The organism is Actinomadura sp. NPDC048394, assembly GCF_040651755.1.
Lineage (GTDB): Bacteria > Actinomycetota > Actinomycetes > Streptosporangiales > Streptosporangiaceae > Spirillospora > Spirillospora montaniterrae.
Genome location: NZ_JBEZJL010000015.1, coordinates 125,499 through 149,699 on the forward strand (window position 1 = coordinate 125,499; position 24,201 = coordinate 149,699).

20 protein-coding genes are annotated in these 24,201 nt (G+C 74.8%); 7 read left to right on the top strand and 13 right to left on the bottom strand.

Annotation, left to right across the window (positions count from 1 at the left end; genetic code table 11):
• Positions 1-56 precede the first annotated feature (56 nt).
• A complete protein-coding gene (locus AB0C78_RS13160) occupies positions 57-674 on the bottom strand; it encodes a TetR/AcrR family transcriptional regulator (protein ID WP_360746295.1) in 618 nt (205 codons plus the stop codon).
• A gap of 152 nt (positions 675-826) precedes the next feature.
• Between AB0C78_RS13160 and AB0C78_RS13165 the strand changes: the two genes are divergently transcribed.
• Both AB0C78_RS13165 and AB0C78_RS13170 read left to right on the top strand, forming a co-directional pair.
• Positions 827-1,996, top strand: a complete 1,170-nt coding sequence (locus tag AB0C78_RS13165; RefSeq protein WP_360746298.1) for an acyl-CoA dehydrogenase family protein — start codon at positions 827-829, stop codon at positions 1,994-1,996.
• 1 nt (position 1,997) lies between these two features.
• Positions 1,998-4,103 (top strand): acetate--CoA ligase family protein, encoded by a 2,106-nt coding sequence (locus AB0C78_RS13170; protein WP_360746301.1) that lies wholly within the window; start codon positions 1,998-2,000, stop codon positions 4,101-4,103.
• A 60-nt stretch (positions 4,104-4,163) separates the two neighbouring features.
• Here AB0C78_RS13170 and AB0C78_RS13175 read toward each other — a convergent pair whose 3' ends face one another.
• On the bottom strand, positions 4,164-5,303 hold the full coding sequence (locus AB0C78_RS13175; protein WP_360746304.1) for a thiolase: 1,140 nt from the start codon (positions 5,301-5,303) through the stop codon (positions 4,164-4,166).
• Positions 5,300-5,794 carry a Zn-ribbon domain-containing OB-fold protein gene (locus AB0C78_RS13180; protein WP_360746307.1) on the bottom strand — a complete coding sequence of 165 codons (495 nt, stop codon included), beginning with the start codon at positions 5,792-5,794 and terminating at the stop codon, positions 5,300-5,302. Before AB0C78_RS13180 ends, AB0C78_RS13175 begins: the two co-directional genes overlap by 4 nt.
• Positions 5,795-5,928: 134 nt before the next feature.
• On the opposite strand from AB0C78_RS13180, the gene AB0C78_RS13185 reads away from it, so the two are divergent.
• Complete coding sequence (locus AB0C78_RS13185; protein ID WP_360746310.1) at positions 5,929-7,437, top strand: MFS transporter; 1,509 nt, start codon at positions 5,929-5,931, stop codon at positions 7,435-7,437.
• Between the two features lie 56 nt (positions 7,438-7,493).
• Here AB0C78_RS13185 and AB0C78_RS13190 read toward each other — a convergent pair whose 3' ends face one another.
• Positions 7,494-10,286: a hypothetical protein gene (locus tag AB0C78_RS13190; protein ID WP_360746313.1), complete on the bottom strand. Its 2,793-nt coding sequence runs from the start codon at positions 10,284-10,286 to the stop codon at positions 7,494-7,496.
• A 60-nt stretch (positions 10,287-10,346) separates the two neighbouring features.
• Positions 10,347-11,519 (bottom strand): M20/M25/M40 family metallo-hydrolase, encoded by a 1,173-nt coding sequence (locus AB0C78_RS13195; protein WP_360746316.1) that lies wholly within the window; start codon positions 11,517-11,519, stop codon positions 10,347-10,349.
• 156 nt (positions 11,520-11,675) lie between these two features.
• On the opposite strand from AB0C78_RS13195, the gene AB0C78_RS13200 reads away from it, so the two are divergent.
• A complete protein-coding gene (locus tag AB0C78_RS13200) occupies positions 11,676-12,467 on the top strand; it encodes a hypothetical protein (protein WP_360746319.1) in 792 nt (263 codons plus the stop codon).
• Positions 12,467-13,579, top strand: a complete 1,113-nt coding sequence (gene menC, locus AB0C78_RS13205; protein WP_360746322.1) for an o-succinylbenzoate synthase — start codon at positions 12,467-12,469, stop codon at positions 13,577-13,579. Before AB0C78_RS13200 ends, menC begins: the two co-directional genes overlap by 1 nt.
• Positions 13,580-13,584: 5 nt before the next feature.
• Here the strand turns inward: menC and AB0C78_RS13210 are convergent, their stop codons facing one another.
• From AB0C78_RS13210 to AB0C78_RS13225, 4 genes are read right to left on the bottom strand one after another with little or no spacing between them, the layout of a single operon-like run.
• Entirely contained in the window at positions 13,585-14,364 is a 780-nt protein-coding gene (locus tag AB0C78_RS13210; protein WP_360746325.1) for a serine hydrolase, read from the bottom strand.
• Between the two features lie 16 nt (positions 14,365-14,380).
• Positions 14,381-15,790, bottom strand: a complete 1,410-nt coding sequence (locus AB0C78_RS13215) for an SLC13 family permease (protein ID WP_360746328.1) — start codon at positions 15,788-15,790, stop codon at positions 14,381-14,383.
• Positions 15,791-15,839: 49 nt separating this feature from the next.
• Entirely contained in the window at positions 15,840-17,435 is a 1,596-nt protein-coding gene (locus AB0C78_RS13220; RefSeq protein ID WP_360746331.1) for a D-aminoacylase, read from the bottom strand.
• Between the two features lie 13 nt (positions 17,436-17,448).
• Positions 17,449-18,141 (bottom strand): SIS domain-containing protein, encoded by a 693-nt coding sequence (locus AB0C78_RS13225; protein ID WP_360746334.1) that lies wholly within the window; start codon positions 18,139-18,141, stop codon positions 17,449-17,451.
• Between the two features lie 316 nt (positions 18,142-18,457).
• Between AB0C78_RS13225 and AB0C78_RS13230 the strand changes: the two genes are divergently transcribed.
• Positions 18,458-19,711 (top strand): acyltransferase, encoded by a 1,254-nt coding sequence (locus AB0C78_RS13230; RefSeq protein ID WP_360746337.1) that lies wholly within the window; start codon positions 18,458-18,460, stop codon positions 19,709-19,711.
• Between the two features lie 183 nt (positions 19,712-19,894).
• Positions 19,895-20,779 (top strand): hypothetical protein, encoded by an 885-nt coding sequence (locus AB0C78_RS13235; RefSeq protein WP_360746340.1) that lies wholly within the window; start codon positions 19,895-19,897, stop codon positions 20,777-20,779.
• A gap of 46 nt (positions 20,780-20,825) precedes the next feature.
• On the opposite strand, the gene AB0C78_RS13240 is transcribed toward AB0C78_RS13235, so the two are convergent.
• The 4 genes from AB0C78_RS13240 to AB0C78_RS13255 form a co-directional block, all read right to left on the bottom strand.
• Positions 20,826-22,235 carry an MFS transporter gene (locus AB0C78_RS13240; protein WP_360746342.1) on the bottom strand — a complete coding sequence of 470 codons (1,410 nt, stop codon included), beginning with the start codon at positions 22,233-22,235 and terminating at the stop codon, positions 20,826-20,828.
• A gap of 250 nt (positions 22,236-22,485) precedes the next feature.
• A complete protein-coding gene (locus AB0C78_RS13245) occupies positions 22,486-23,211 on the bottom strand; it encodes a hypothetical protein (RefSeq protein WP_360746345.1) in 726 nt (241 codons plus the stop codon).
• The gene (locus AB0C78_RS13250) at positions 23,208-23,849 is read right to left on the bottom strand and encodes an ABC transporter ATP-binding protein (protein ID WP_360746348.1); all 642 of its coding nucleotides are present in this window, start codon (positions 23,847-23,849) and stop codon (positions 23,208-23,210) included. The genes AB0C78_RS13245 and AB0C78_RS13250 overlap by 4 nt, the downstream gene beginning before the upstream one ends.
• Positions 23,846-24,196: a hypothetical protein gene (locus tag AB0C78_RS13255; protein ID WP_360746351.1), complete on the bottom strand. Its 351-nt coding sequence runs from the start codon at positions 24,194-24,196 to the stop codon at positions 23,846-23,848. The genes AB0C78_RS13250 and AB0C78_RS13255 overlap by 4 nt, the downstream gene beginning before the upstream one ends.
• Positions 24,197-24,201: the final 5 nt, after the last annotated feature.

The following is a 24,201-nucleotide window of genomic DNA, read 5'->3' on the forward strand; positions in this document are numbered from 1 at the left end:
AAATTCGACTCCGCTTTTCTTGAAAAAGAGACGTCCGTAACCGCGGCCGGCGGCGGTCAGGTGGTCGCGGCGGCGCGGTCGAAGCGGCGGATCAGCTCGATCGCCGCGTCGATGACCTCCTGGGCCTCGGCCTCGTCCTCGCTGGTGGCGACCTCGCGTCCGGCCTCGCCGATGACGGTGGTGAGGACGGCGACGGTGAGGCGGTCGATGGGCTCGCCGCCGAGCGCGAGCAGCACGGCGTTCTGCCGCACCCAGTCGCGGCGGCGGGTGCGGCGCATGAGGTCGAAGCCGGGCGGGCCGTCGCCGTCCATGAACAGCCGGGCGAGGTCGCGGCGCTCCCAGGACCCGGCGAGGAACGCGCGGGCGCCCGCGATGAACAGCTCGACCGGGTCGTCGACGCCGGCGGCCTTGGCCTCGGCGACGCTCGCGGTGGCGGCCTTCTCGTGCGCGCCCTCGTGCTCCTCCCACAGGGCGAGGAACAGCTCGGTCTTGCCGCCGAAGTGGTGGTAGAGGCTGCCGACGCTGGAGCCGGCGCGCTCGACGACCTCGGAGATCGCGGCGTCGGCGAACCCGTGCGCGCAGAACACCTCGCGCGCCGCCTCGAGCATGGTGCGGCGCGTCTGCGCGGTGCGGCTCCATTCCCATCCGCCCCTGCCGCTGGGCTTGCGGGCCATCGGTCCCCCGTCCGGTGCGGCGGCCGCCGTCCGGCCGTCGGTGGAACAGATTCTAGAAAGCGCGCGGGACGTCTTGACGCCGGGACCGCCCCGTGCGCAGCCTAGAACCGATTCCTAGAAATAGATTCTAGGATTGATCGGAGGGCCGGTCCATGGACTTCTCGCTGAGCGCCGAGGAACGACAGATCCGCGACACCGTCCGCTCCTTCGTCGAGAAGGAGGTCATGCCGCTCGAACCCGAGGTGCTGCGCAACGAGCGCGCCGGGCGCCCCGGGCTCGACCCGCAGGTGCTGCGCGACCTGCGCGACAAGGCCCGCAGGTCCGGGTTCTGGGGCATCAACACGCCCGAGGAGTACGGCGGCGCCGCGCTCGGCCCGCTGATGTCGGCGATCGTCGCGATGGAGACGGGCCGCACGTTCGTCCCGTTCAGCTTCGGCGGCACCGCCGACAACATCCTCTACGCCTGCGACGAGGCGCAGAAGCGCACCTACCTGATCCCGACGATCGAAGGCGAGCGGCGGTCCTGCTTCGCCATCACCGAGCCGGGCGCCGGGTCGGACGCCCGCAGCATCCGCACCCGCGCGGTCCGCGACGGCGGCGACTGGGTCATCAACGGCGAGAAGACGTTCATCACCGGCGGCAACGAGGCCGACTTCGTCATGGTGTTCGCCGTCACCGACCCCGACCTCGGCGCGGACGGCGGCGTGACCTGCTTCCTCGTCGACCGGGACATGGGCTGGAAGTCCGAGCCGATCCCGACCATGGGCGAGTGGGGACCGGCGTCACTGGTGTTCGAGGACGTCCGGGTGCCGGACGCGAACGTCCTCGGCGAGGTCGGCAAGGGCTTCGACCTGGCGATGCGGTGGATCGGGCAGGGCCGCTACATGATCCCGGCGCGGGCGATCGGCGCGGCGGAGCGGATGCTGCAGATGGCCGTCGACTACGCCAAGGTCCGGGTGTCCATGGGCCACCCGATCGCCGACTACCAGGCCATCCAGTGGATGATCGCCGACTCGCAGGTGGAGATCGAGGCGGCGAAGTGGCTGACGCTGTACGCGGCGTGGCGGGTGCGGGAGGGCCTGGACGCGCGGCACGCCTCGTCCATCGCGAAGCTGAACGGCGCGACGATGGCGAACCGGGTGGTGGACCGGGTGCTGCAGATCCACGGCGGCATGGGGTACACCAAGGAGCTGCCGATCGAGCGCTGGTACCGGGAGCTGCGGCTGCTGCGGATCTTCGAGGGCACCGACGAGATCCAGCGCCGGACCATCGCCCGCAACCTGCTCAAGGGCCACGTCCGCCTCGGCCTCGTCGGGGAGTGAGATGGGCTCTCGCGATCCGCGGGCCGGTGTCCGCGCGCTGTTCAATCCGGGGTCGATCGCGCTGGTCGGGGCGAGCGACAAGTCCGGCTGGTCGGTGAGCACGTTCGGGAACCTGCGGGCGCACGGATTCGGCGGGCCGGTGCACCTGGTCAACCCGCGCGGCGGGCTCGTGCACGGGCACGCCGCGTACCCGAGCCTGGCGGAGCTGCCCGGGCCGGTCGACCTGGCGTACGTGATGGTGCCGACCTCCGCCGTGCTGCCGGTGCTGCGGGACGGCGCCGCGGCGGGGATCAGGAACTACGTCGTGCTGACGGCCGGGTTCGGCGAGGCGGGTGAGGACGGCGCGCGGCTGGAGGCGGAGGTCGTCGCGTTCGCGCGGGAGGCGGGGCTGACGGTCCTCGGCCCGAACGGCAACGGCTACATCAACGCCGCCGCCGGCATCACCCCGTACGGCCTGCCGATCCCGCCGCCGCTGCTGCGCGGGCCGGTGGGCGTGGTGCTGCAGAGCGGCGCGCTGGCCAGTTCGGTGCTGGCGTTCTCGCAGGCCCGCAACATCGGGCTCAGCCTGCTGACGTCGATGGGCAACGAGTCGCTGGTCACCGTCCCCGACGTCATCGACTACCTGGTCGACGACCCGGCGACGAAGGTCATCGCGCTGTTCCTGGAGTCGGTGCGGGACCCGGACGCGTTCGCGCGCGCGGCGCGGCGGGCCCTGGCTGCGGGCAAGCCGGTCGTCGCGCTGAAGATCGGGCGCAGCCGGCTGGCGTCGCGCACCGCGCGGGCGCACACCGGCGCGCTCGTCGGCGACAACGCGGTGGTGGACGCCGCGTTCCGGCGGCTCGGGGTGATCCGGGTCCGGTCGCTGGAGGACCTGATCGTCACCGCCGGGCTGCTGGCGTCCGCCGGGCCGCTGCCCGGGCCGCGGATCGGCGTGGTCACCCCGTCCGGCGGCGCGTCGGAGATCATCGCGGACCGGGCCGAGGACGAGGGCCTCGACCTGCCCGCGTTCGCGCCCTCGACGGCGGCGGCGCTCGCGGAGATCCTGCCGCCGTTCGCGACCGTGCAGAACCCCCTCGACGTCACCGGCTACGTGCTCATCGACCGGACGCTCCTCGGCCGCGCGCTCGACATCGTCGCCGCCGATCCCGGCATCGACGCGGTGATGCTGCTGACCGACCTGCCCCGGTTCACGCCGCCCGACCCGTCGGTGCCGATGGCGACCTTCGAGGCGCACGCCCGGCGTATCGCCGCGTCGCCGCGTCCGGTGGTGGTGGTCGGCAACACGCTGACCGACGTGTCGGAGTTCGGCCGCTCCGTGCAGGAGAAGACCGGGTTCCCGCAGGTCGTCGGCGGGATCGAGCACGGCATGCAGGCGGTCGGCGCGGCCGTCCGATGGTCGGCCGGGCGGGAGCGCGCGCTCGCGCGGCGTCCCGCGTCCGGCGAGCGCGTCGCCGTGGACGGCGCGACCGGCGTGTGGGCCGAGCACCGCGCCGCCGCGCTCCTCGCCGGCGCCGGGCTGCCCGTGGTGCCGTCCGAGCTGGTCTACGGCGAGGACGCGGCGGTCGCGGCGGCGGACCGGTTCGGCTACCCCGTCGTCCTCAAGGCGGCGGCGGACGGCCTCGCGCACAAGAGCGACATCGGCGGCGTCCGCCTCGGGCTGACCGGCCCGGACGCCGTCCGCGCCGCGTACCGCGAGGTCATGGCCGCGCTCGCCGGGCACGACGGCGCGGGCGCGCTCGTCCAGCCGCAGCGGACGGGCGGCGTCGAGTTGCTCGCGGGGATCGTCCGCGACCCGTCCTGGGGCCTCACGCTCGCGGTCGGCCTCGGCGGCGTCTGGGTCGAGGTGCTGCGCGACTCGGCGCTGCGGCTGCTGCCGGTGGACGCGCGCGACGTCCGCGAGGCGCTCGGCGAGCTGCGCGGCGCCGCCCTGCTCGACGGCGCGCGCGGCACGAAGCCCGCCGACCTCGACGCCGTCGCCGGCGTCGTCGCCCGCGTCGCGGCGCTCGCCGCGTCCCTCGGCGACCGCCTCGAATCGCTGGAGATCAACCCGCTCCGCGTCGACGGCGCCGAGGTCGAGATCCTCGACGCCCTCGTCACCTGGACCTGAGACGCGGATCTGCGGCGTGCCGCCCCGATGACGGCCGGCCGAGGGACGGCACGCCGCGGCTCAGCGATGCGAAGCCAGGACAAGAACGGCGGCGGACATGAACATGCCGCCGTTGCCGAGCACCACGCTGACCTCCGCGTCCGGAACCTGCGCGGCGGCCTCCTTGCGGAGCTGGCGGACGGCCTCCTGGATCGCGAACATCCCGTACATGCCGGTGTGGGTGTAGGACAGGCCGCCGCCGTTGGTGTTCAGCGGGAGCCGCCCGCCGGGCGAGGTGTGGCCCTCGGCGATGAACGCGCCCGCCTCGCCGCGCCCGACGAAGCCCATGTCCTCCAGCCCGTAGATCGGCAGGTGCGCGAACGCGTCGTAGATCATCACGTGGTCGACGTCGCCGTGCCCGATCCCCGCCTCCGCGAACGCGGCGCGGGACGCCCGCCGGAACCCCGCCGAGCTGGTCAGGTCGGCCATCTGCGAGATGATCGGCGACTCGGCGGACTCCCCCGCCCCGAGCAGGTGGACGAGCGGGCGGCGGGTGCCGAGCGCGCGGGCGCGGTCCTCGGACGTGACGACGAGCGCGCCGCCGCCGTCGGTGACGAGGCAGCACTCCAGCAGGTGGAACGGGTAGGCGACCATCCGGGACGCGAGGACGTCCTCGACGGTGATGAGGTCGCGGTACATCGCGCGCGGGTTGAGGTTCGCCCAGCGGCGCTGCGCGACCGGGACCTCGGCGAGCTGCTCGTGCGTGAGGCCGGTCTCCTTCATGTACCGCAGCGCGGTGAGGGTGAACGCGCTCGTCGGGCCGAACACGCCGTACGGTGCCTCGAACTGGCCGCTCAGCGAGTCGGGGGTGCGGGCGTAGCGGGGCGCGCCGACGCGGGAGCGGCCCGATTCGCCGTGCGTGATAAGGACGGTGCGGCACATCCCGGCGCGGATCGCGGCGGCGGCGTGCCGGACGTGGAACAGGAACGACGAGCCCCCGACCTGCGTGCCGTCCAGCCAGGCGGGCTCGATGCCGAGCGAGTGCGCGATCTCGACCGGGCCGGGGGTGCCGACGGTGGCGACGCCGTCGATGTCGTCCTTGGTGAGGCCGGCGTCGGCGAGGGCGTTGCGCGCGGCCTCGAGGTGCAGCTGCCGGGTGGAGTGGCCGGGCAGCCGGCCGATCTCGTCGGTCTCGGCCGCGCCCGCGATGACGATGTTCACCGGGCCTCCGCGGGGGTGAAGAGCGGCAGGCGCACGTCGCCGCGCGGCTCGAAGACGACGCGGAGCGGCAGGTCGAGGGGCAGGTGCTCGGGGTCGGCGGAGACGCCGACGAGGTTGCTCATCATCCGGACGCCCTCCTCGAGTTCCACGATGGCGATCACGTAGGGCGCCTCGTCCTCGAAGCCGGGCGCCGGACGATGGTTGATCACGTACGAGTGCAGGGTGGCGCGCCCGGTGGCGGTCACCCAGGCGACGTCGCCGGAGCCGCAGTGCGGGCACGCGGGACGCGGATAGAAGAAGTGCCGGCCGCAGCCGTCACAGCGCTGGATGCGCAGCTCACCGGCGGCGGCGCCGTCCCAGAACGGCCGGGTGTCGGGGGTCGGCCGCGGGACGGCCTTGGACGGTGCGGGCCTGGCCGGCGCGGCCGGTGCGGTCGGTGCGGCCGGCGCGGCCGGCGCGGGCTCGGCGGCGGGCCTGGAGGCGGTGGACATCGCCCTCCTCGAAATAGTTCTAGATCGAGATTCTAGAACTTAGCTCTGGAAAATTTAAGGACCCGAACCTAGAGTTCGCTTCAAGAACCACCGGGCCCGAAAGCCCCCCGCCGGGACAACCGGAAAGAGGTGCCATGACCACCCTCGATCACCCGGCCGCCCCCGAGCCCAGAGCCGCGATCGACCGCCTCTGGAAGCGCGACCTCGACCACTACCCCGAAACCGGACCCCGCGTGTGGTACCTCGCGGTGGTCGTCCTCGCCACGATCGTCCTGTACTGCGAGCAGTACGTGACCGGCGGCGTGGCGCCGCTGGTGCTCGCCCACTTCGAGATGTCGTTCCTCTTCTACGTCAACGCGCTGGTCATCGGGGGCCTGGTCGGTGCGTTCGGTGCGCTCGCCGCGGGGCTCTGCGACAAGTGGGGCCGCGCCAACCTGGTCGCCTACGGGCTCGGCGTCACGGGCGTGCTGACGCTGCTCGTCCCCTCGATGCCGAACAAGTGGGCGTTCGTCGTCCTGCTCACCGTCATCGGGATGGTCGAGGGCGTGATCCTGGTGGCCACGCCCGCGCTGGTCCGGGACTTCTCGCCGCAGCTCGGCCGCGCGTCCGCGATGGGCTTCTGGACGCTCGGCCCGGTCGTCGCGAGCCTCATCGTCAGCTTCGTCGCGAACCGGACGCTGGAGCGGCTCGACGACAGCTGGGCCAGCCAGTACTACATCATGGGCGCCTTCGGGCTCGTCGTGTTCGCCATCGCGCTCGGCGGCCTGCGGGAGCTGAACCCCGGCCTGCGCGGCCAGGTCATGGTCAGCGCCGAGGACCGCGCGAAGGTGGAGGCGCGCGCGGCGCAGGCCGAGGCGAGCGCCGACCTCGGCCGGCCGTGGGCGCAGATGCTGAAGCCCGACATCCTCGCCCCGGCCGCCGGGATCTCCATCTTCCTGATCATCTACTACACGGCGGTCGGATTCTTCACCATCTACCTGACCACCACGTTCGGGTTCTCCACGTCCCGCGCCAACGGCATCAACACCTGGTACTGGGCGATGGACGCGATCGCGCTGGTGGTCGTGGGCGTCGTGTCCGACCGGATGCGGGTGCGCAAGCCGTTCATGGCCGGCGGCACCGTCCTCGCGGTGGTCATGACGTACGTGTTCCTGACCCGCGCCACCCATCCGCACACGAGCTTCGCGGCGCTCGCGACCATCGTCAGCCTCCTCGCGGTCGGCCTCGCCATCGCGTACGCGCCATGGATGGCCGCGTTCACCGAGACGATCGAGCGGCGCAACCCGGCGCTGATGGCGCACGGCCTCGCCGTCTGGGGCTGGACGACCCGGATCGCGGTCGCCGGGTCCGTGTTCGCGCTGCAGTACGTCGTGAGCAGCGCGAACACCCTGGTCAGCGCCCCGGAGAAGCTCGCGGAGGCGAAGGCCGCGCAGCAGTCCGGGCACGCGCCGTCGGCGGGCCTGATGCACCAGCTCGCCGACATCAAGCAGGCGGCGGCGGACGCCCCGCACCAGTGGCAGCACTGGTGGTGGGTGTGCATCGCCGCGCAGCTGCTGTTCTTCGCGCTGATGCTCCCGCTCGCCGGACGCTGGAGCCCGCGCGCCGCGAAGGCCGACATCGAGGCGGCCGAAGCCGAGAAGTAGGAGGTCACGGACGGCCGTCCCGGGGACCGGCGGGCCCGCGGTTCCCGGGGCGGCCGTCAGTGGTGCGCGTGGGCGCGGGCCCACAGGGCCGTCCAGCCGCCCGCGCCGAGCCACGAGGCGGGGACGCGCAGCCCGTGCCCGGCCGCCGCGTCCCAGAAGGACCCGGTGTCGGCGCCGAGTTCGGCGGCGTCGGGAAGCGCGCGCTGCCACGGGCCATCCTCGTCCTTGAGGGTGGTCGCGGGGTAGCCGGGCACGCGGATCTTGCGCGGCGGGACGACGGTCGCGAGCGGGATCTCCGGCGCGGCGCAGGTGACCAGGACGGCGAGCGCGCACAGCGGCGGCGCGGTCGTCCGGTGCGCGACCGCGCGGGCGACGGCCGGGTCGTCCTGCACGGCGAGCCGCCCGAGGGCGGCGCGGACCCGCCGCCCGGCGAGGTCGAGCGCGTACGGGTCGGCGATCGCGGGCAGCTTGACGAGCCTGCGCAGCGTCTTCGGCAGCGGCGGCTCGCCGAGCAGCAGGGGCAGCTGGTCGTAGCGGTCGCGCAGCGCCGGGTCGAGGCCGCCGAGCGCCTCGGCGAGCGGCCGCGTCCCCGTCGCGTCCCACAGCCGGACGAGCGGGACGGCCCTGGTGTCGAGCGTGCGGCGGACGGCCGCGGTGAGCTGCGCGGACCCGAGCCGGCGCAGCCGGGTGAGCGCCCCGTCCGGCGGGGTCGCGGCGATCGCGGCGAACACCTCCAGGGCCGCGGCGCCGGACGCGTCCCACGCCGTCCGGGCGAGGTCGCCGAGGGCCGGGCCCACGTCCTCGACCAGGCGCGGTGCCGCGCGCCGCCGCGCCGGCCGCGCGGGCGGGAGCTCGTCCGGCACCGGCTCCTCCGGCGGCCTGATGCCGGGAAGCGCGTCCACCCACGCGCGGAACGCACGCTCCAGCTCCTCGCCGGGCGCCTCGTTGAACCGCGCCGCGATCTCCGAGACCCGCCAGCCGCGCGACTGCGGCCGCAGCGGGCTCACCTCCGCGTTGACGACGAGCACGCCCTTGTCGTCGTAGAGGCCGAGCAGCGCGACGCGTCCCGCGCGGGCGTCCTCGATGTACACCGGCCCGGCGATGCAGTTGCCCATGTAGTCCGACCATCCGGCGAGGTCGCGTGCGCTGCGGGCCACCTTCACGCGGACCTTCGCGCCGGGCACCGCCGCACCGTCGGCGGCGGCGACCGGGGGCGGCACCGCGAACTCGCCGGTCAGCGCTTCGGCGATCGCCGTCCCTGTGCTCAGCCCCGCGGTGAACGCGGTCCAGCCGCGCGCGCCCTTCGGCGGGACGCCGCCGAGCGCGACGAGCTGCGCGGCGCCGGACACGGCGAGCGTCACCGAGTCGAGCCGCGGTGTGAGCGGTTCGGGGTCCGCGGGCGGCGGGTCGTGGTCGAACCAGGGGGCGCCGGTGCCGTCCACCGAGCGCGCCGCGTCGTGCCCGTGCAGCTGGGCGAGCGCGTCGATCAGGTCGACGTACCAGAGCAGGTCGCCGAGGAGCTCCTCGCGGTCGCGCAGCGGTTCGCGGTCGCCGAGGAGCGGGCCGGTCCACGGCGGGATGCCGTCCCATCGCTCGGGCGGCCGCACGTCGCTGTACCCGGCGGCGGCGCGCCAGTCGCGCAGGTCGCCCGCGCCCCACTCGCGCAGCACGTCGCCGCGGTGCGCGACCATCCGGTCCATCACCGTCTCGACGGTCTCGATGACGAGGAGGGCGAACTCCCTGGCGCGGGTCAGCCGCGGCTTCACGTAGCCGATCAGCCGGGCGTCGACCGGCTTCCCGGCGGACAGCCTGCCGTGGATCTCGCCCACGTGGACGGTGGGCCTCGCGGGCAGCCCGCCGTTGCGGCCGCGCCCGCCGGCCCACCCGGGGCACTGCTGGACGACGGCGCCGAGAAGCGCGGCCGAGCGCGCCAGGCCCTCCTCGTAGCCGTGGTCGGCGACCGCGACGGCCGTGCGCAGCAGGGCGGTGGCGGCGATCGCGTCGTGGAACGTCCGGGCGAGCTGGTCGCGCCAGTAGCCGTCGGGCGGCGTCCACCGCGCCGCGTCGGCGAGCGTGGGCTCGCGGCCGAGCGCGCCCCTCAGCCACCCGGCGACCAGCTCGTCCTCGCAGCGGGAGCGGCGTTCGCGCAGGTCGGAGAGGCGGTCGCGGCGGCCCTGCGTGGCCATGCGGCGGGCGCGGCGGCCGGACCGGTCGCGGCCGGCGAGGACCAGCGCCCACAGGTCGAGGAGCAGGTCGAGCCTGCGCGGGCGCGGCACCCCGTCGAACGCCTGCCGCAGGTATCCGGCGAGCACGGACGGCGCGCCGGGGACGGCGTTGTCGGGGCCGTCCAGGGCGAGGACGCGCTCCAGCTGCTCGGGTCCGAGGACGTCGCTCGCGGCGGACGCCAGATGCAGCGCGGCCCACCGGCCGTCGGCGGCCGCCTTCGCCGCCGCCGCGCCGACCCGCTTGGTGACCGCCGGACCGAACAGCGCGACGAGGAACCCGGCCCGGTCCCCGAGCCGTCCCGCGTTCTCCAGGCCGAGCGCCCGCAGCGCGGCGAGGACCGCGTCGCGCTGGTCGCCGCGCGCCCCGTCCAGCCGGGCGGACCGGAACCCGGCGCCGAGGTCGACGCCCGCGCCGGCGGCGGCCACCCCGCCCGCCTCGACCAGCGCGGACAGCTCCGCGAGCGCGTGCCGGACGTCCTCATCGGCGGCATCGGCGGGGCCCAGCGCGACGGCCGCGCCGGGCTGCGCGGACGAGCCGCCGGTAACGCGCTCCGGGCCGGACGGCCGGGCCGTCCACACGGCCAGGTCCGCCGCCACCACGCCGCCCGCGAGCCGAACCTTCACGCCGGTGATTCTGCTCGCCCCGCCCTTGTCCCGTCGACCCGGTTTCGGGTGGTTCGGGGCTCAGGGCCGGTACGGGACGGCGAAGAGGGCGGCGAGGAGCGCGGCGCAGCGGGACAGGTCGGCGGCGTGGATGTGCTCGTCGGCGGCGTGCGCGCCGCGCCCGCGCGGGCCGAGGCCGTCGAGGGTCGGCAGGCCGCGCGAGCCGGGCAGGTTCGCGTCGCCCGCGCCCGCCGCCGGACGGCCCCGGACGGTCTGGCCGAGCGCGGCGCCCACCTGCGCCAGGTGCGCCAGCAGCGGGTTCGCGGGGTCCTCCTGCCAGGTCGGCCGGGACGTCAGCACCTCGGCCTCGACCGTCGCGCCGTCCCGGACCGGGCGGGCGCCGCGGAGCGCGTCCAGCATCCGGCGCTCGGCTCCGGCGTCGGTAAAGCGGAGGCCGATCTCCGCCCAAGCGTCCCCGGCGATCACGTTGGCGCGGCGGCCGCCCTCGATCCGGCCGATGTTGCACAGGGTCGTGCCGTCGTCCGGGACGGCGGCGCGGACGGCGGCGAGCTGGTCGAGCAGCTCGTCGATCGCCGACACGCCACGGCCCGGCTCGAGCGCGGCGTGCGCCTCGCGGCCCCGGACGCGCAGCGCCACCCGGGTGCTGCCGCGCCGCGCGGACTTCAGCGCGCCGTCGGGATGCGGCGACTCCAGCCCGATGACCGCCGCAGCGCCCTCCATCTCGGCTTCGACCAGGTCGCGGCCGGTGGGGCTGCCGACCTCCTCGTCGGCGACGACGACCGCGCGGACGGGCGCGGGCACGGCGACCCCGGCGGCGTCGAGGGCCTGGAAGGCCGTCTCCAGCGCGACGAGGCCGCCCTTCATGTCGAAGACGCCGGGGCCGGCGATGGTCGTGCCGTCGTCGGTGTAGGGCATGCCGTCGAGGCGGCCGACCGGCCAGACGGTGTCGTAGTGGCCGACGACGAGGAGGTGCCCGGGGCCGTCCGGCCCCCAGGAGGTGACCAGGTGGTCGCCGCTCGGGGACGGCACCCGCCGCACCCGCCCGCCCGCGGCGGCCTGCCCGGCCTCGACCAGGCCGGCGCAGCGGGCCAGGGCCGCCGCGTCGCCGCTGGGCGACTCGGCGAGGGCGTATTCGCGCAGGCGCGCGCGGGCAGGCTCCAGCAGGGCGGCGGCGGCCTCGGTGATGCGGGCGGCGTCGCCGGGGTCGAGTACGGCGGGGTCGGGCGCGGTCATGTCCCTCCAGGTCCCGGGAGATCGTTGACGAACATACGAATCGTATAACCGTCACGATCTTGGCGATATTTGACGCTGACAAGGCATGATGCTACAACGATGACATAGATCTACAACATATCTAGGTCAGGACATGTGCTGACGGATAGCGATGCGATGCCTGTGAGATCCCCGGCCGTGCACGTGCGGCCCCTGTCCGGGCCCGCGGAGATGCGCGCCGCGGTCGCCCTCTACCGCGAGGTCTTCCGGCTCGGCGAGACCGACCCCGCGGTCAGCCCCCGCCTGCTCATCTCCCTCACGCACAACGGCGGCTCGGTCGTCGGCGCGTTCGACGGCGGCGACCTCGTCGGGTTCGCCTACGGCTTCGGCGGCGTCGACCCCGCCGGGCGCGTCTACCACTACTCGCAGATGGCCGCCGTCCGCGACGACCAGCAGGGCCGCGGCGTCGGCCGCGCCCTCAAGCTCGGGCAGCGCGAGCAGGTGCTCGCCACCGGCGTCACCGCGATGCGCTGGTCGTTCGACCCCGTCCGCACCCGCAACGCGCACTTCAACCTCGACGTCCTCGGCGCCGCCGCGCGCTGGTTCGAGCCGAACCTGCTCGGCGTCGAGGACGTCGGCCGGGACCGCGGCATGCGCACCGACCGGCTCATCGTCGAATGGGACCTGACCGCCCCCCTCCCGTCCGGCCGCGACCGGGCGCCGAAGCCGCCGCCCGTCGCCTGGGGCGAGACCGTCCGCGACGGCGACGCCGTCCTGTTCGGCCTGCCCAGCGACTGGGAGGCGCACGTCGCCGCCGACCGGGACGCCTCCGTCGCGCTCCGCGAACGCGTCGCCGGCACCATGGGCCGCCTCGTCGCCGACGGCTACGCCGCGGTGTCGTGCGAGGTCTCCGCCGCCCTCGACACCGCCGTCTACCGGTTCGTCCCCGACCCGCAGGAGAAGCACTGATGCCCGCCGTCGCCGCCGTCGAGGCGTTCCGGCTGAGCCTGCCGCTCGTCCACACCTTCCAGACCAGCTCGCACCGCAAGTCGCACCTGGAGCACATCGTCGTCCGGGTGACCGATGCGGGCGGCGCGTCCGGCTGGGGCGAGATCGCCTCGCCGAGCGATCCGTACTACTGCCCGGAGACCGTCGACACCTGCTGGATGATGCTGCGCCGCTACCTCGCGCCCGCGCTCGTCGGCACCGAATGGGACCACCCGTCCGAGGCGGGCCGCGCCTGGGCGCGGATCCGCGGCCACCACTTCGCCAAGGCCGGGCTCGACATCGCCTGCTGGGACCTGTGGACGCGGGCGTCCGGCACCCCGCTCGCCGCCGCGCTCGGCGGCACCCGGCAGCGCATCGCCGCCGGCGTCAGCCTCGGCATCGAGCCGACCGTCGGCGACCTGCTCGCGCAGGTGGAGCGGCACGTCGCGGACGGCTACCGGCGCATCAAGCTGAAGATCGCGCCCGGCTGGGACGTCGCGCCGACCCGGGCCGTCCGGGAGGCCCACCCGGACCTCGCCGTGCAGGTCGACGCCAACGGCGTCTACCCCGAGACGCTCGAAGCGCTCGCCACCATGCGCGAGCTGGACGACCTCGGCCTGCTGCTCATCGAGCAGCCGTTCGCGCCGGGCGCCCTCGCCGCGCACGCCCGCCTCGCCGCCACGATCGGCACGCCCGTCTGCCTGGACGAGTCGGTGGACGACCTCGACCAGCTCGACACGGCGATCGCGCTCGGCGCCGGGTCCATCCTGAACGTCAAGGTGTCGCGGATGGGCGGCCTCACGGCGGCCCGCACCGCGCACGACCGCGCCGTGGCGGCGGGCTGGAAGGTGTGGTGCGGCGGCATGCACGAGTTCGGCGTCGGCCGCGCCGCGAACGTCGCGATCGCGTCCCTGCCGGGCTTCGACCTGCCCAGCGACGTGTCCGGCTCCGACAAGTACTACGCGCACGACATCGTGGCGCCGCCCATCCGCGCGACCGCCGGCATGGTCCCCGTCCCGGCCGCCCCCGGCCTGGGTCACGACGTCGACGACTCCCTGATCCGCGCCCAGGCGACCGACACCTTCCACACCTGACCGGGTCAGAGGAGGGCGGTGTAGACGGCTCGGCCGGTTTCGGCGATCAGGGTGGCGGCCTCGGATTCGCTGTCGATGCCCTCCGTCATGGCCACGAGGACGATCGGCTCGCGGCCCTTCGCGAGGACGATCCCGGCGTCGTGGCAGACGGCCGCCAGCTCGCCCGTCTTGTGCGCCAGCGTCACGCCCGGCGGGAGGTGGCGGGGCAGGCGGTCGTTGAGCTGCTGGCGGGACAGCACGTCGAGCGCGAACGCGGTGGCCCGCTCGCCCAGCAGCTCGCCCCTGACCAGGCCGGTCAGCAGGGCCGCGACGTCCGCCGGGGTCGTGACGTTCTCCTCGCCGCGCTCGCGGGCCGCCGCGTCCATCATCACGCGGGCCAGCACGGTGCCGTGCAGCCCCTTGCGGGCGCACCAGGCGTTCACCGCGTCCCTCCCGACCAGGTCGATCAGCAGGTTCGTGGCGGTGTTGTCGCTCACGATGATCATCAGGGTGACCAGGTCGCGGACGCTGAACTCCGCCGCGTCCGCGAGATCCTTGATGACGCCGCTGCCCGGGACGCGGGCATCCGGCGGGGCCGGCAGCCGGTTGTCGAGGGACCGGCCGCCGGCCTCGGCCTCCGCCAGCACCGTCGCCATGATCGCGATCTTGATCACGGACGCGGACGTGAAGTGGCGCTCCGCGTTCACCTCCGCGCGCTCCCCGGAGCCGAGGTCGTGCGCGACGACGCCGAGCGTCCCGCCCAGGCGGGACGCCCGCCGCACCAGTTCGTCGAGTTCGTCGCGCATGCCGGACCTCCGGGAGCTAGAGCAGGATGGCGAACAGGACCAGGAATCCGGCCGTGTTCGCGACCATGATGGCCCAGCCGTTGAACAGCATCATCCGCAGATCGCTGGAGCGGGCGAGGCCCATCTGCCCCATCATGTCCGCGGTCGGGTACGGGCCGAGCTGGTCGATCTGCGCGGTGCCGAGCAGCGACACCGCCCACGCCGCGGGCGGCACGCCGAGCGACGTCACCAGCGGCCCGAACAGCTTGTTGATCAGGACGACCTGGGCGACCGCCGCGCCGGGCACCGCGTGCACGTACCCGAGCAGGACCACCAGCAGCAGGAACACGTACGGGCCGACGTCGGGCATGACGCCCTTGAGGTGATCGAAGATCGTGTCGAACGCGCCGGTCTTCTGCACCAGGGTCAGCAGCGGGTCCAGCAGCCAGAACAGCATGAACAGCCAGATCAGCCGGGCCGCGCCCGCGTAGACGGCCTCCGCCGTGCCCTTCGCGCCGAGGCCGCCGGCCAGGCCGGTCGCGGCGGCGGTGACCACCATGACGACCAGCGCGTACGAGTATCCGGCCTTGACCCACACGCCGTACACGGCGAGCGCGACGAGCACGCCGATGAAGGCGAGCGCCGCCCACTGCCCGCGCTTGTTCGGCGTGGCGTCCGCGTCGTCGTCGTCCTTCGCGGCGTCCTCGGGCGCGTACTCCTGGTCGGTGTGCTTCTGGATCCAGCGGGCCATGAAGAACCCGGTCACGATGGTGATCGCGCCGACCGGCAGGCCCGCGTGCAGCAGGTAGTCGCCGTACGACAGCCGCGCCGCGGCGGTGATCGTCACGACCGGCGGGGTGAACGGGCCGAGCATCAGCCCGGCCGCGCCCGCCGCGTGGAACATCGCCGCGACGGCCGGGGGCCGCCAGCCCATCCGCGCCGCGATCGGGATGACGATCGGCGCGATGATCGCGTTGCCGCCCGCGAGGGTGCCGAGCGCGCCCACGATGACCAGCGACGACACCATGACGCCGAGCTGGACGCGGGTGGGGGTGCTGAGCCCGATGCGGCCCATCACCGTCCGGACGAGGGTCTGCGCGGCGCCGGTCTCCTGCGCGACGTGGCCGAGGCCGGCGCCGAGCAGGATGATCAGGCCGATCACCGCGACCAGCGAGCCCATGGAGGTGGCGAGCTGCTCGCCGAGGGGGACGGGCGCGGTCCTGGTCATGATCGCGGCGACGATGACGGCGCCGATGGTGGCCAGTACGACGTCCACGCCGAGCAGGGCCAGCACCGCGTACATGATGATGGGGACGAGGCCCCAGATGCCGGCCTTGCCGCCTGCGACGGCCAGCACGATGCCCGCGACGACGCAGACCGCGAAGCAGGCCACCGAGGTGAGCTGCCTGCGGTCCAGCCGTCCGGGGGGCGAGATGGCGCTGCTCAAAAGCGCTCCTGTTCAACGGGGATCCGGGGGGATCCGGTAAACGACGTGCTCAGCCGGCACGGCGCAGCACGCGTCCGGGACGCGCGCCGGTGGCCGTGCCGTCGCGCAGCACGGAAACGCCGCGCACGAGCACGTGCCGCACACCCGTGGCGAGCCGCCACGGGTCTGCGAAGTCGGAGGTGTCGGTGACCGCGTCGGCGTCGAACACCGCGATGTCGGCGACGCGGCCCGCGCGGATCTCGCCGCGGTCGGCGAGCCCGAGCCGGGCGGCCGGGAGGGAGGTCATCTTCCGGACGGCCTCGGGCAGCGTGAGCAGCCCGTCCTCCCGCACGTAGCGGCCGAGGACGCGGGCGAACGTGCCGAAGCTGCGCGGGTGCGGGCGGCCCTCGCCGGACGGGGCGAGGGTCCAGCCGTCGCTGGCCACGCTGACGAGCGGGTGCGCGAGGACGGCCGACACGTCGTCGGCGGACATGGCGTGGTTGACGATCGAGACGGTCGCGTTGTGCGCGGCCAGCAGCTCGAGCGCCGCCTCCGCCGGGTCCATGCCGGTCTCGGCGCCGATGTCGGCGAGGCTGCGGCCGGTGAACCGGGAGTAGGGGCCGTCCGGCAGCTCGGCGACGACGACGCCGGCGGGGTCGATGTCGCGGCCGAAGCGGGCGCGCAGCTCGGTCGCGATGCGCGTCCGGGTGGAGCGTTCCATCAAGCGTTCGAGCAGCCGCGCGGCGCCGCCGTCCATCGCCCAGCCCGGCAGCCGGGACGTCAGCGTCGTGGACGACGCGGTGTAGGGGTACACGTCGGCGGTGACGTCGACGCCCTCGGCGCGGGCCGCCTCGATCTTCGCGAGCGCCTCGCGGACCGTCCCGTGGTTGGCCGGGCCCATCGCCTTCAGGTGCGAGATCTCCAGCCGCGCCCCCGACCGGCGCGCCGCGTCCAGCGCCTCGTCGACGGCCGCGAGCAGCTCGTTGCTCTCGTTGCGCATGTGCGTGGAGTAGAGGAGCCCGTGCCGCGCGGCCTCGGCGGCGAGCGCGGCGACCTCGCCGGGCGGCGCGTACGACCCGGGCGCGTAGATCAGCCCGGTGGAGAAGCCGAACGCGCCCTGCTCGGCGGCGGCCGCCAGCAGCGACCGCATCGCCGCGAGCTCGTCGTCGGTGGCGGGCCGCTCGTCCGGGCCCATCACGAGGGTGCGCAGCGCCTGGTGCCCGACCTGCGTCGCCAGGTTGATCGCGGGCCGGTCCGCGTCGACGGCGCGGGCGTAGCCGTCGAGGTCGGTCCACTGGAAGTCGACGCCGGACGCCAGGAACCCGGCGGCGCCGCGCAGCTCCTCCGCCGCGGCGACCGGGAACGGCGAGAACCCGCAGTTGCCGCCGAGCAGCGTCGTCACGCCCTGGTGGACGGCCGTGTCGGCGGACGGGTGCTCCTGGACGGTGAAGTCCGCGTGCGAGTGCAGGTCGATGAAGCCGGGCGCGACCACCAGGCCGGTGGCGTCCAGCTCCGGGCCCTCGTGCGTCTTGCCGGGCGGGACGACGTCCTGGATCCGGCCCTCGCGCACCACCACGTCGGCGCGCCGCGCCGGCGCGCCGGTGCCGTCCAGCACCTGGCCGCCGGTGATGACGACGTCGTCGGTCTCGTACGCCGGGTGTCTCATCGGTGCGCGCCCCTCATTCGTCGGAGTAGATCGCCAGCGCGTGGGCGAGCCCCTCGCGCCGGGCCAGCCGCCGCCGCGCGCCCTTCGCGCTGGCCGCGGTGAGCGTGGCCAGCGCGTGCACGACGGCGGAGATCGCGGTCGGGGAGTCGGCGAACGACGCGCTGCCGGTGCCGACCACCACGGTGGTGTGCGCCGCGGCGGCGAGGGGGCTGCCGGCGTCGTCGGTGATGGCCACGACGTGCCCGCCGGCGGCGGCGAACTCGCGCGCCACGACGATGGTGGGGCGGGCGTACCGGCGGAACGAGAACGCGATGAGCACGTCGGTCGGCCGCACGTCGCTGAGCACGTCGATGGCCCGGACGGCGGCCTCGTCGATCAGGGTGACGCCGGCGAGGCTGGCCGACAGCTCCAGATGCAGGAGGGTGGCGTGCGCGCGGCTCTTGGCGCTGCCGAGGACGAACCGGCGCCGGGCCGCGACGACCCGTCCGGCGGCCTGCTCCAGCGTCCCGTCGGCCTGGAGCGCGGCCATGGTGCGCTCCAGGTTGGCGCGGTCGGCCTCGATGACGGCGTTCAGCAGCACCGACGCCGAGGACTGCCGCCGCAGGCGGGCGCCGTAGCGGGCGTCCGGGCTGGTCAGCCGGCGGTTCTCGGCGGCCGCCTCGGCCTGGCGGTCCGCTGCCGGAGGCCGGGGGGACTCCTCGCTCACAGGCCTCTCCCGTCCGTGGATACGTAACCTATGTTGCCGCGCCCTGTTTCTAGCAGTATGGCGCAGCGCACGTCAATGATGCTGCTCATCCAAATCTATGCAGGTCATCCCGGGGAGGCAAAACCGCCGTCCCCTGCTGGCGATATGGAACGTATCTGGACGATTCGGGGACATCGCGGCGGCCGGGACGGCTAGCAGCGCTAGAACTTGGCGCGACGCGACCTTCGGCGTCCTCGGCCGCGCGCGAACCTTGGGGTTTCCTGGAGAAGTTGACGAAATTGGTGACGTTTCTTCCTACTAGGTCTAGCCTGTCGGGATGATCCCGCCATTAGGTGTTTCCACCCCAACGGCGCGCCTCGGATGGCTGGACGTGCTGCGGGGGTGGGCGGCACTGGTGGTGGCCCTGCACCACGCGAGCTACGTGTACCTGCCCGACGTGCGGATCGCGCTGCAGGGCTGGTTCGACCCCGGCACCTACGGGGTCCTCGTGTTCTTCCTGGTCAGCGGCTACATCGTGCCCGCGTCGCTGGAGCGGCGGGAGAGCGTGCGCGGGTTCTGGATCGGCCGGTTCTTCCGCATCTACCCGCTGCTCGCCGTGTCGTGCCTGCTCGCGATCCTGCCGTTCCTGCTGGGCGTCCGGGGCCTGCGCGCGGGCCTGGAGCAGTACCACCCGGTGACGGCGGTCCTCGCGCACGTCACGATGATGCAGGACCTGCTCGCCGTCCCGAACGCGATGAACGTGCTGTGGACGCTGTCCTACGAGATGGCCTTCTACCTGCTGGTCGTGGCGCTGTTCGTGGTCGGCGTGCACCGCCGGTCGGCGCCGGTCTCCGTCGGGCTGACGGCGGCGGCGCTGGTGGTGGGCGGGCTGGTGCCGACCTGGCTGCTGTCGGGGCTGCTGTCCCGGACGGCCGGCGTCGGCGTCGTCGTCGCGGCGTGCTTCACCGCGCTGGTGGCGGCGATCGCGGCGGCGGTGTCGGGACGCGCGGGGGCGCGGATCGCGGGCGGGCTCCTCGGCGGGCTGCTCGCGGCCGTCCTGGTGCTGCTGAACGGCCGGGTCGGCGCCTGGCAGGGCCTGGCGATGATGGCGCTGATGTTCGCGGGGACCGCCGTGTACCGCGCCGAGCACGGGCAGATACCGGCCTGGTCCGGCATCGCCGCCGCGGTCCTGGTGCCGGCCGGCTCGCTCGTCGCGGGCGTCTGGAACATGCACGGCTACTGGCACGCCCAGCTCGTCTGGGCCGGGACGGTCCTCGCCGCGGCGGCGACGTTCGCGGCGGGCTGGCTGCTGCGGCACCGCCGGTTCCCGCGCTGGGCGACGGGCCTCGGCACCGCGAGCTTCTCGATCTACCTGCTGCATCCGCTGCTGCTGATGGTCGCCGCCCAGTTCCTCGGCACGTCCGGGCCCGTGAACGTGCCGGGCCTGCTCGTCTTCGTCGTCGTGCTGCTGGCCGCCGGCTGGGCGTCGCAGCGCTGGATCGAGGCGCCCGCGCAGCGGCTCGGCCGCCGCCTCGCGCGCCGCGCCCCGTCCACGGCCGCCGAGCCCCCGGTCCTGGCGACCTCCTCCTGAGACCGCGATCGGCCGGACGCGCGGCCGCGGTCCGCGAGGCTGCTCGCTCGTGGTGACCGCCTCCCGTCCACGGGGACCGCATCCCTTCGCCCGGGGGCCGGGTCGCCCGTCCGATGGGGGCGGCGGTACAAGTGATCGGTGCGCGGTGGAGAGAGTGCGAGACGTCCGCAGCCGTGGGGCACGATGGTCATGGCCACGGGCATCGTCGCGGTGGGGCTGGATCTCGCCGGGTTCACGTGGGCGACGCGCGTGCTGCTCGCGGTCACGGCGGCGCTGTGGGCCGTGATGGCGGTGACGTTCTTCCTGCGGCTGCGCGGTGACGAGGAGGGGCGGCGCGCGGCGGAGCGCGAGCCGGTCTCCCTGACCACCGTCGCGGGCAGCGGGGTGCTCGGCGTCGGCCTCCTGCTGTTCCGGTACGAGGTGGCGGCGGAGGCGCTGCTCGCGCTGATGGCGGTCGCGTGGCTGCTGCTGTTGCCGCGGGTGGTGCGGCACCTGCGGCGACGTCTGCCGGGCGCCGCGTACCTGGTCACGGTGTCGACGCAGTCGCTGGTGGTGCTGGCGTCGACGCTCGCGAAGCAGCCGCCGGCGCGCTGGCTGGTGTGGCCGGCGGGCGTGCTGCTCGCCCTCGGCCTCGTCCTCTACCTGTTCGTGCTCAGCCGGTTCGACTTCGGCCAGGTGCGGGACGGGGCGGGTGACCATTGGGTGCTCGCGGGCGCGCTGTCCATCTCGGCGCTGGCCTGCGCGAAGCTCGCCGCGGCGGCCGGCACGCCCGCGCCGCCGCCGCTGGAAGCGCTGATGCTCGTGATCCTCGCCGCGGCGCTCGCCTGGTACGTCCTGCTGGCCTGCGCGGAGGCCGCCCGGCCCCGGACGGGCTACGACGGGCGCCGCTGGTCGACGGTGTTCCCCCTCGGCATGACGGCGGCGGCCGCGATGACGGCCGGGACGGTGTCCGGCCTGCACTGGCTGGACGTCCTCGGCCGCGTGCTGCTGTGGCCGGCGCTCGCCGTCTGGGCGGTCGTCGCGGTCGGGGCCGTCCGCCATGCCGCGGCCTCCCGCACCTCCGCCTGAGTCAGCGCTGCCTGAGTCAGCGCCGCCTGAGTCAGCGCCGCCTGAGTCAGCGCCGGGTGCGGGGCAGGAACGCGACCAGCGCGGTGCCCGCCGCCGTGATGACCGCGGCGATCAGGAACGCGGTGGCGTAGCCGTCCGCGAGGTCGGCGCCCGACCGGGCCGCCGCGGTCGCGAGGATCGTCAGGCCGATCGCGCCGCCGATCGTCCGCGAGGTGTTGACGACGCCCGCGACGGCGCCCGCCTCCGCCCGGTCCGCCCCGGCCGTCGACGCCTCCACCAGCGGCGTCATCAGCAGGCCGAACCCGGTCGCCATCACGATGCCGGGGCCGAGGATCGACCCGGCGAACGTCCCGCCCGCGTCGAGGACGGCGCTCTGCCACGCGAACCCGGCGGCGGCCATCAGCCCGCCCCCGGCGGCGAGGAGCCGGGCGTCCATCCGGGCCATCAGCGTCGGCGCGAGCTTCGAGCCGAGGATGATGCCCGCGGTGTGCGGCAGGAACGACACCCCGGTCCGGACGGCGCTGTAGTGCAGGACGTTCTGCATGTACAGCGACAGGAAGTACCAGAGCGCGAACCCCGCCATCGTGCTGACGAGGGTGGCGAGGTTGCCGACCGCGACGCTGCGCAGCCGGAACAGCCGCAGCTGGACGAGCGGCTGCGCCGTCCGCGCCTCGACGGCGACGAACAGCGCCAGCAGGACGAGCCCGGCGAGCAGCGGGACGAGCGAGTCCGCCGACGTCCAGCCGTGGTGCTCGGTCTGCCCGATGCCGAAGGCGAGCAGGCCGACGCCGCCGGTGACGAGCACCGCGCCGGGCACGTCGAGGCGCTGCCGGGCGGCGGCCGCGGCCTCCGCGCGCAGCCACCGCGCCGCGACCACCGCGACGGCGGCGCCGATCGGCACGTTGATCAGCAGCACCCAGCGCCAGCTGAGGTAGTCGGTGAGCAGCCCGCCGACGAGCCCGCCGGTGGCGCCGCCGGCGGTGCCGACGGCCGTCCACATCGCGATCGCCTTCGTCCGCGCCGGCCCCTCCGGGAACGTCCCGGTGATCAGCGACAGCGTGACGGGCGCGAGGATCGCGGCGCCGAGGCCCTGGACGGCGCGGGCGCCGATGAGCATCCCGGCGTCCTGCGCGAGCCCGCCCGCGAGGCTGGCCGCGGTGAACAGCCCGAGGCCGGTGATGAACACCCGCTTGCGGCCGAACAGGTCGGCGGCGCGCCCGCCCAGCAGCAGGAAACCGGCGAACGCCAGCGAGTAGGCGTTGACGACCCATTGCAGGCTCGTGGCGCCGAGCCCGAGCCCGGCGCGCATGCCGGGCAGGGCGACGTTGACGACGGAGATGTCGAGGACGACGAGGAACTGGCCGATGGACGCGGCGAGCAGCGCGGCCCACGGCGGGGTCCCGCCCGCCCGCCGGTCCGCCGCCTGGACGGCGCCGCCTTCGTGGATCGTGGTCATGGATCTCATGCTGGCGGCGGGCCGTCCGGCGCGCGTCGGCCGCCGGACCCAATCCGCCGGGTCCGATCGTCCTAGGACCCGGCGGATCGGGTCGGTGCGCGAGCCGGTGGCGGACGCCCACGGCGGCGACGACGGCGCCCGCCGCGCACAGCGTCCGCGCTGCTCGGCGGCCTGCGATTCGGGTTCGGCGCGCCGGCCGCGCCGCTCGTCGGGCTGTTCGGCGAGTCGAGCTCGGCGCCCATGGCGGTGATCATGCTCGTGGCGCTCGTGCTCGCCCTGGCCGTCCTCGTCCGCCCCCGGCGGGGCCACGGCGAGATCGGCGCTCCCCGACGAGCCGCACGCGGCGGTGCCAGACGAGCAGCGCGACCGCGGCGAGGCCGATGGCGTAGCCGAGGGCGTGCAGGACGAGCGGCAGCGGAGCCGGGGAAGGCCGCGTCACGTCGGTGAACCGCAGCAGCGCGTAGAACGGCAGGTAGTCGCCCAGAGAGCCCGGTGCGGTCGGGGCGATGCCCGCGAACCCGATCAGCAGCAGCGTGGCCTCCAGCTCGTGCGGGACGAGCACCGCGATCGCCCAGCCGAGCATCACCGACACCAGGCCGCCGAGGACGAGCCCGAGGAACAGGTCGCGGAGCCGGTCCGGGCGCGAGCAGGCGACGATGAGGACGCCGAACGCGGCGGCGACCGCCAGCGCCACGCCGAGCAGCACGGCGAGCCGGCCGATCGCGAGGTCGACGGGCCGGTACCCGGCCTGGACGAGGCGCGGGTCGGCCCGCCGGGCGCCCAGCACGGCGAACAGCGCCGCGGCGCCGCTCGTCCAGCCCATGGCGAGCGCCCCCGCGCCGATCGCCCAGGGCCGGCCGGACGCCAGCTCCGCGAGGTACCACGTGGCGGGCAGCGCGAACAGCAGCGCCAGCGCGGGCCAGCGGCCCGCGAGGTCGCGCGCCTGCATCTCCGCCGGGAGCAGCCACCGGTTCACGCCGCCACCTCGATCACCCGGTCGGCCCGCCACAGCTCGGCGAGCATGTGCGTCACGACGACGACGGCCTTCCCGTCGTCGCGCCAGGTCCCCGCCAGCTCCCAGAACCCCGCGTAGGAGCCGTGGTCGAGACCCTGGTACGGCTCGTCCAGCAGCAGGACCTCCGGATCGCCGAGCAGGCTCAGCACGAGGTTGAGCTTCTGCCGGCCCCCGCCGGACAGCCGCCTCGCCGGGACGCGGGACCGCCCGGCGAACCCGAGGGACTCCAGCAGCCGCGTCCCGGTGCTCAGCGACCGCTCCCGATCCCAGCCGGCCGCGCCGCCGAACAGGACGAGGTGGTCGCGGGCGCTCAGCCGCTCCAGCAGCACCGGCTCCTGCGGGCAGTACCCGACCCGCCCGGACCGGACGACGCGTCCGGTGTCCGGGCGCAGCAGCCCGGCGCAGACGCGGAGCAGCGTGGTCTTGCCGGCGCCGTTCTCGCCGACGACCGCGACGATCTCGCCGGCCCGGGCGGACAGGTCCGCCCCGTCCAGCACGACCCGGCGGCCGAAGCGCTTGCCGATGCCGGACGCCGCGAGCACCGGGCCCGAGTCCGCGCGCGGCGGGCCGGACGCCGCGGGCGCCGGGCCGGAGGTCATGCCGCCGCCCTCGCCCCGCGCGCCGACCACAGCGCGCCGACGCCGCTGAGGCCGAGCGCCATCCCGGCCCCGACCGTGACGTACACCCAGGCGGGCGCGCCGATGAAGTACGCCGGCACGTCGAGGACGGCCGCCGAGGCGAGCCGGGTGCCGATCGCGAGGGGCACGCCGCCGCGCCGCCCGCGCAGGGCGAGCAGGACGCCGGCGATCGTGCCGAGTCCGAGCACCGCGCTCAGGATGCCGACGAACGCGGGCGGCGCGTCCGACTCGCCGAGCGCGATGACGCCGTCGACGTTGAACGCCGCGGACAGGGCGCACAGCGTGAGCCCGGTGGTGGTGCGGTTCATGACGG

Coding starts and splice junctions, on each gene's coding strand:
- AB0C78_RS13195 (WP_360746316.1), bottom strand. CDS start 11,519: ATGACCGCGCCCGACCCCGCCGTACTCGACCCCGGCGACGCCGCCCGC.
- AB0C78_RS13165 (WP_360746298.1), top strand. CDS start 827: ATGGACTTCTCGCTGAGCGCCGAGGAACGACAGATCCGCGACACCGTC.
- AB0C78_RS13240 (WP_360746342.1), bottom strand. CDS start 22,235: ATGACCACGATCCACGAAGGCGGCGCCGTCCAGGCGGCGGACCGGCGG.
- AB0C78_RS13200 (WP_360746319.1), top strand. CDS start 11,676: ATGCCTGTGAGATCCCCGGCCGTGCACGTGCGGCCCCTGTCCGGGCCC.
- AB0C78_RS13230 (WP_360746337.1), top strand. CDS start 18,458: ATGATCCCGCCATTAGGTGTTTCCACCCCAACGGCGCGCCTCGGATGG.
- AB0C78_RS13220 (WP_360746331.1), bottom strand. CDS start 17,435: ATGAGACACCCGGCGTACGAGACCGACGACGTCGTCATCACCGGCGGC.
- AB0C78_RS13185 (WP_360746310.1), top strand. CDS start 5,929: ATGACCACCCTCGATCACCCGGCCGCCCCCGAGCCCAGAGCCGCGATC.
- AB0C78_RS13180 (WP_360746307.1), bottom strand. CDS start 5,794: ATGTCCACCGCCTCCAGGCCCGCCGCCGAGCCCGCGCCGGCCGCGCCG.
- AB0C78_RS13160 (WP_360746295.1), bottom strand. CDS start 674: ATGGCCCGCAAGCCCAGCGGCAGGGGCGGATGGGAATGGAGCCGCACC.
- AB0C78_RS13170 (WP_360746301.1), top strand. CDS start 1,998: ATGGGCTCTCGCGATCCGCGGGCCGGTGTCCGCGCGCTGTTCAATCCG.
- AB0C78_RS13235 (WP_360746340.1), top strand. CDS start 19,895: ATGGTCATGGCCACGGGCATCGTCGCGGTGGGGCTGGATCTCGCCGGG.
- AB0C78_RS13210 (WP_360746325.1), bottom strand. CDS start 14,364: ATGCGCGACGAACTCGACGAACTGGTGCGGCGGGCGTCCCGCCTGGGC.
- AB0C78_RS13250 (WP_360746348.1), bottom strand. CDS start 23,849: ATGACCTCCGGCCCGGCGCCCGCGGCGTCCGGCCCGCCGCGCGCGGAC.
- AB0C78_RS13255 (WP_360746351.1), bottom strand. CDS start 24,196: ATGAACCGCACCACCACCGGGCTCACGCTGTGCGCCCTGTCCGCGGCG.
- menC (WP_360746322.1), top strand. CDS start 12,467: ATGCCCGCCGTCGCCGCCGTCGAGGCGTTCCGGCTGAGCCTGCCGCTC.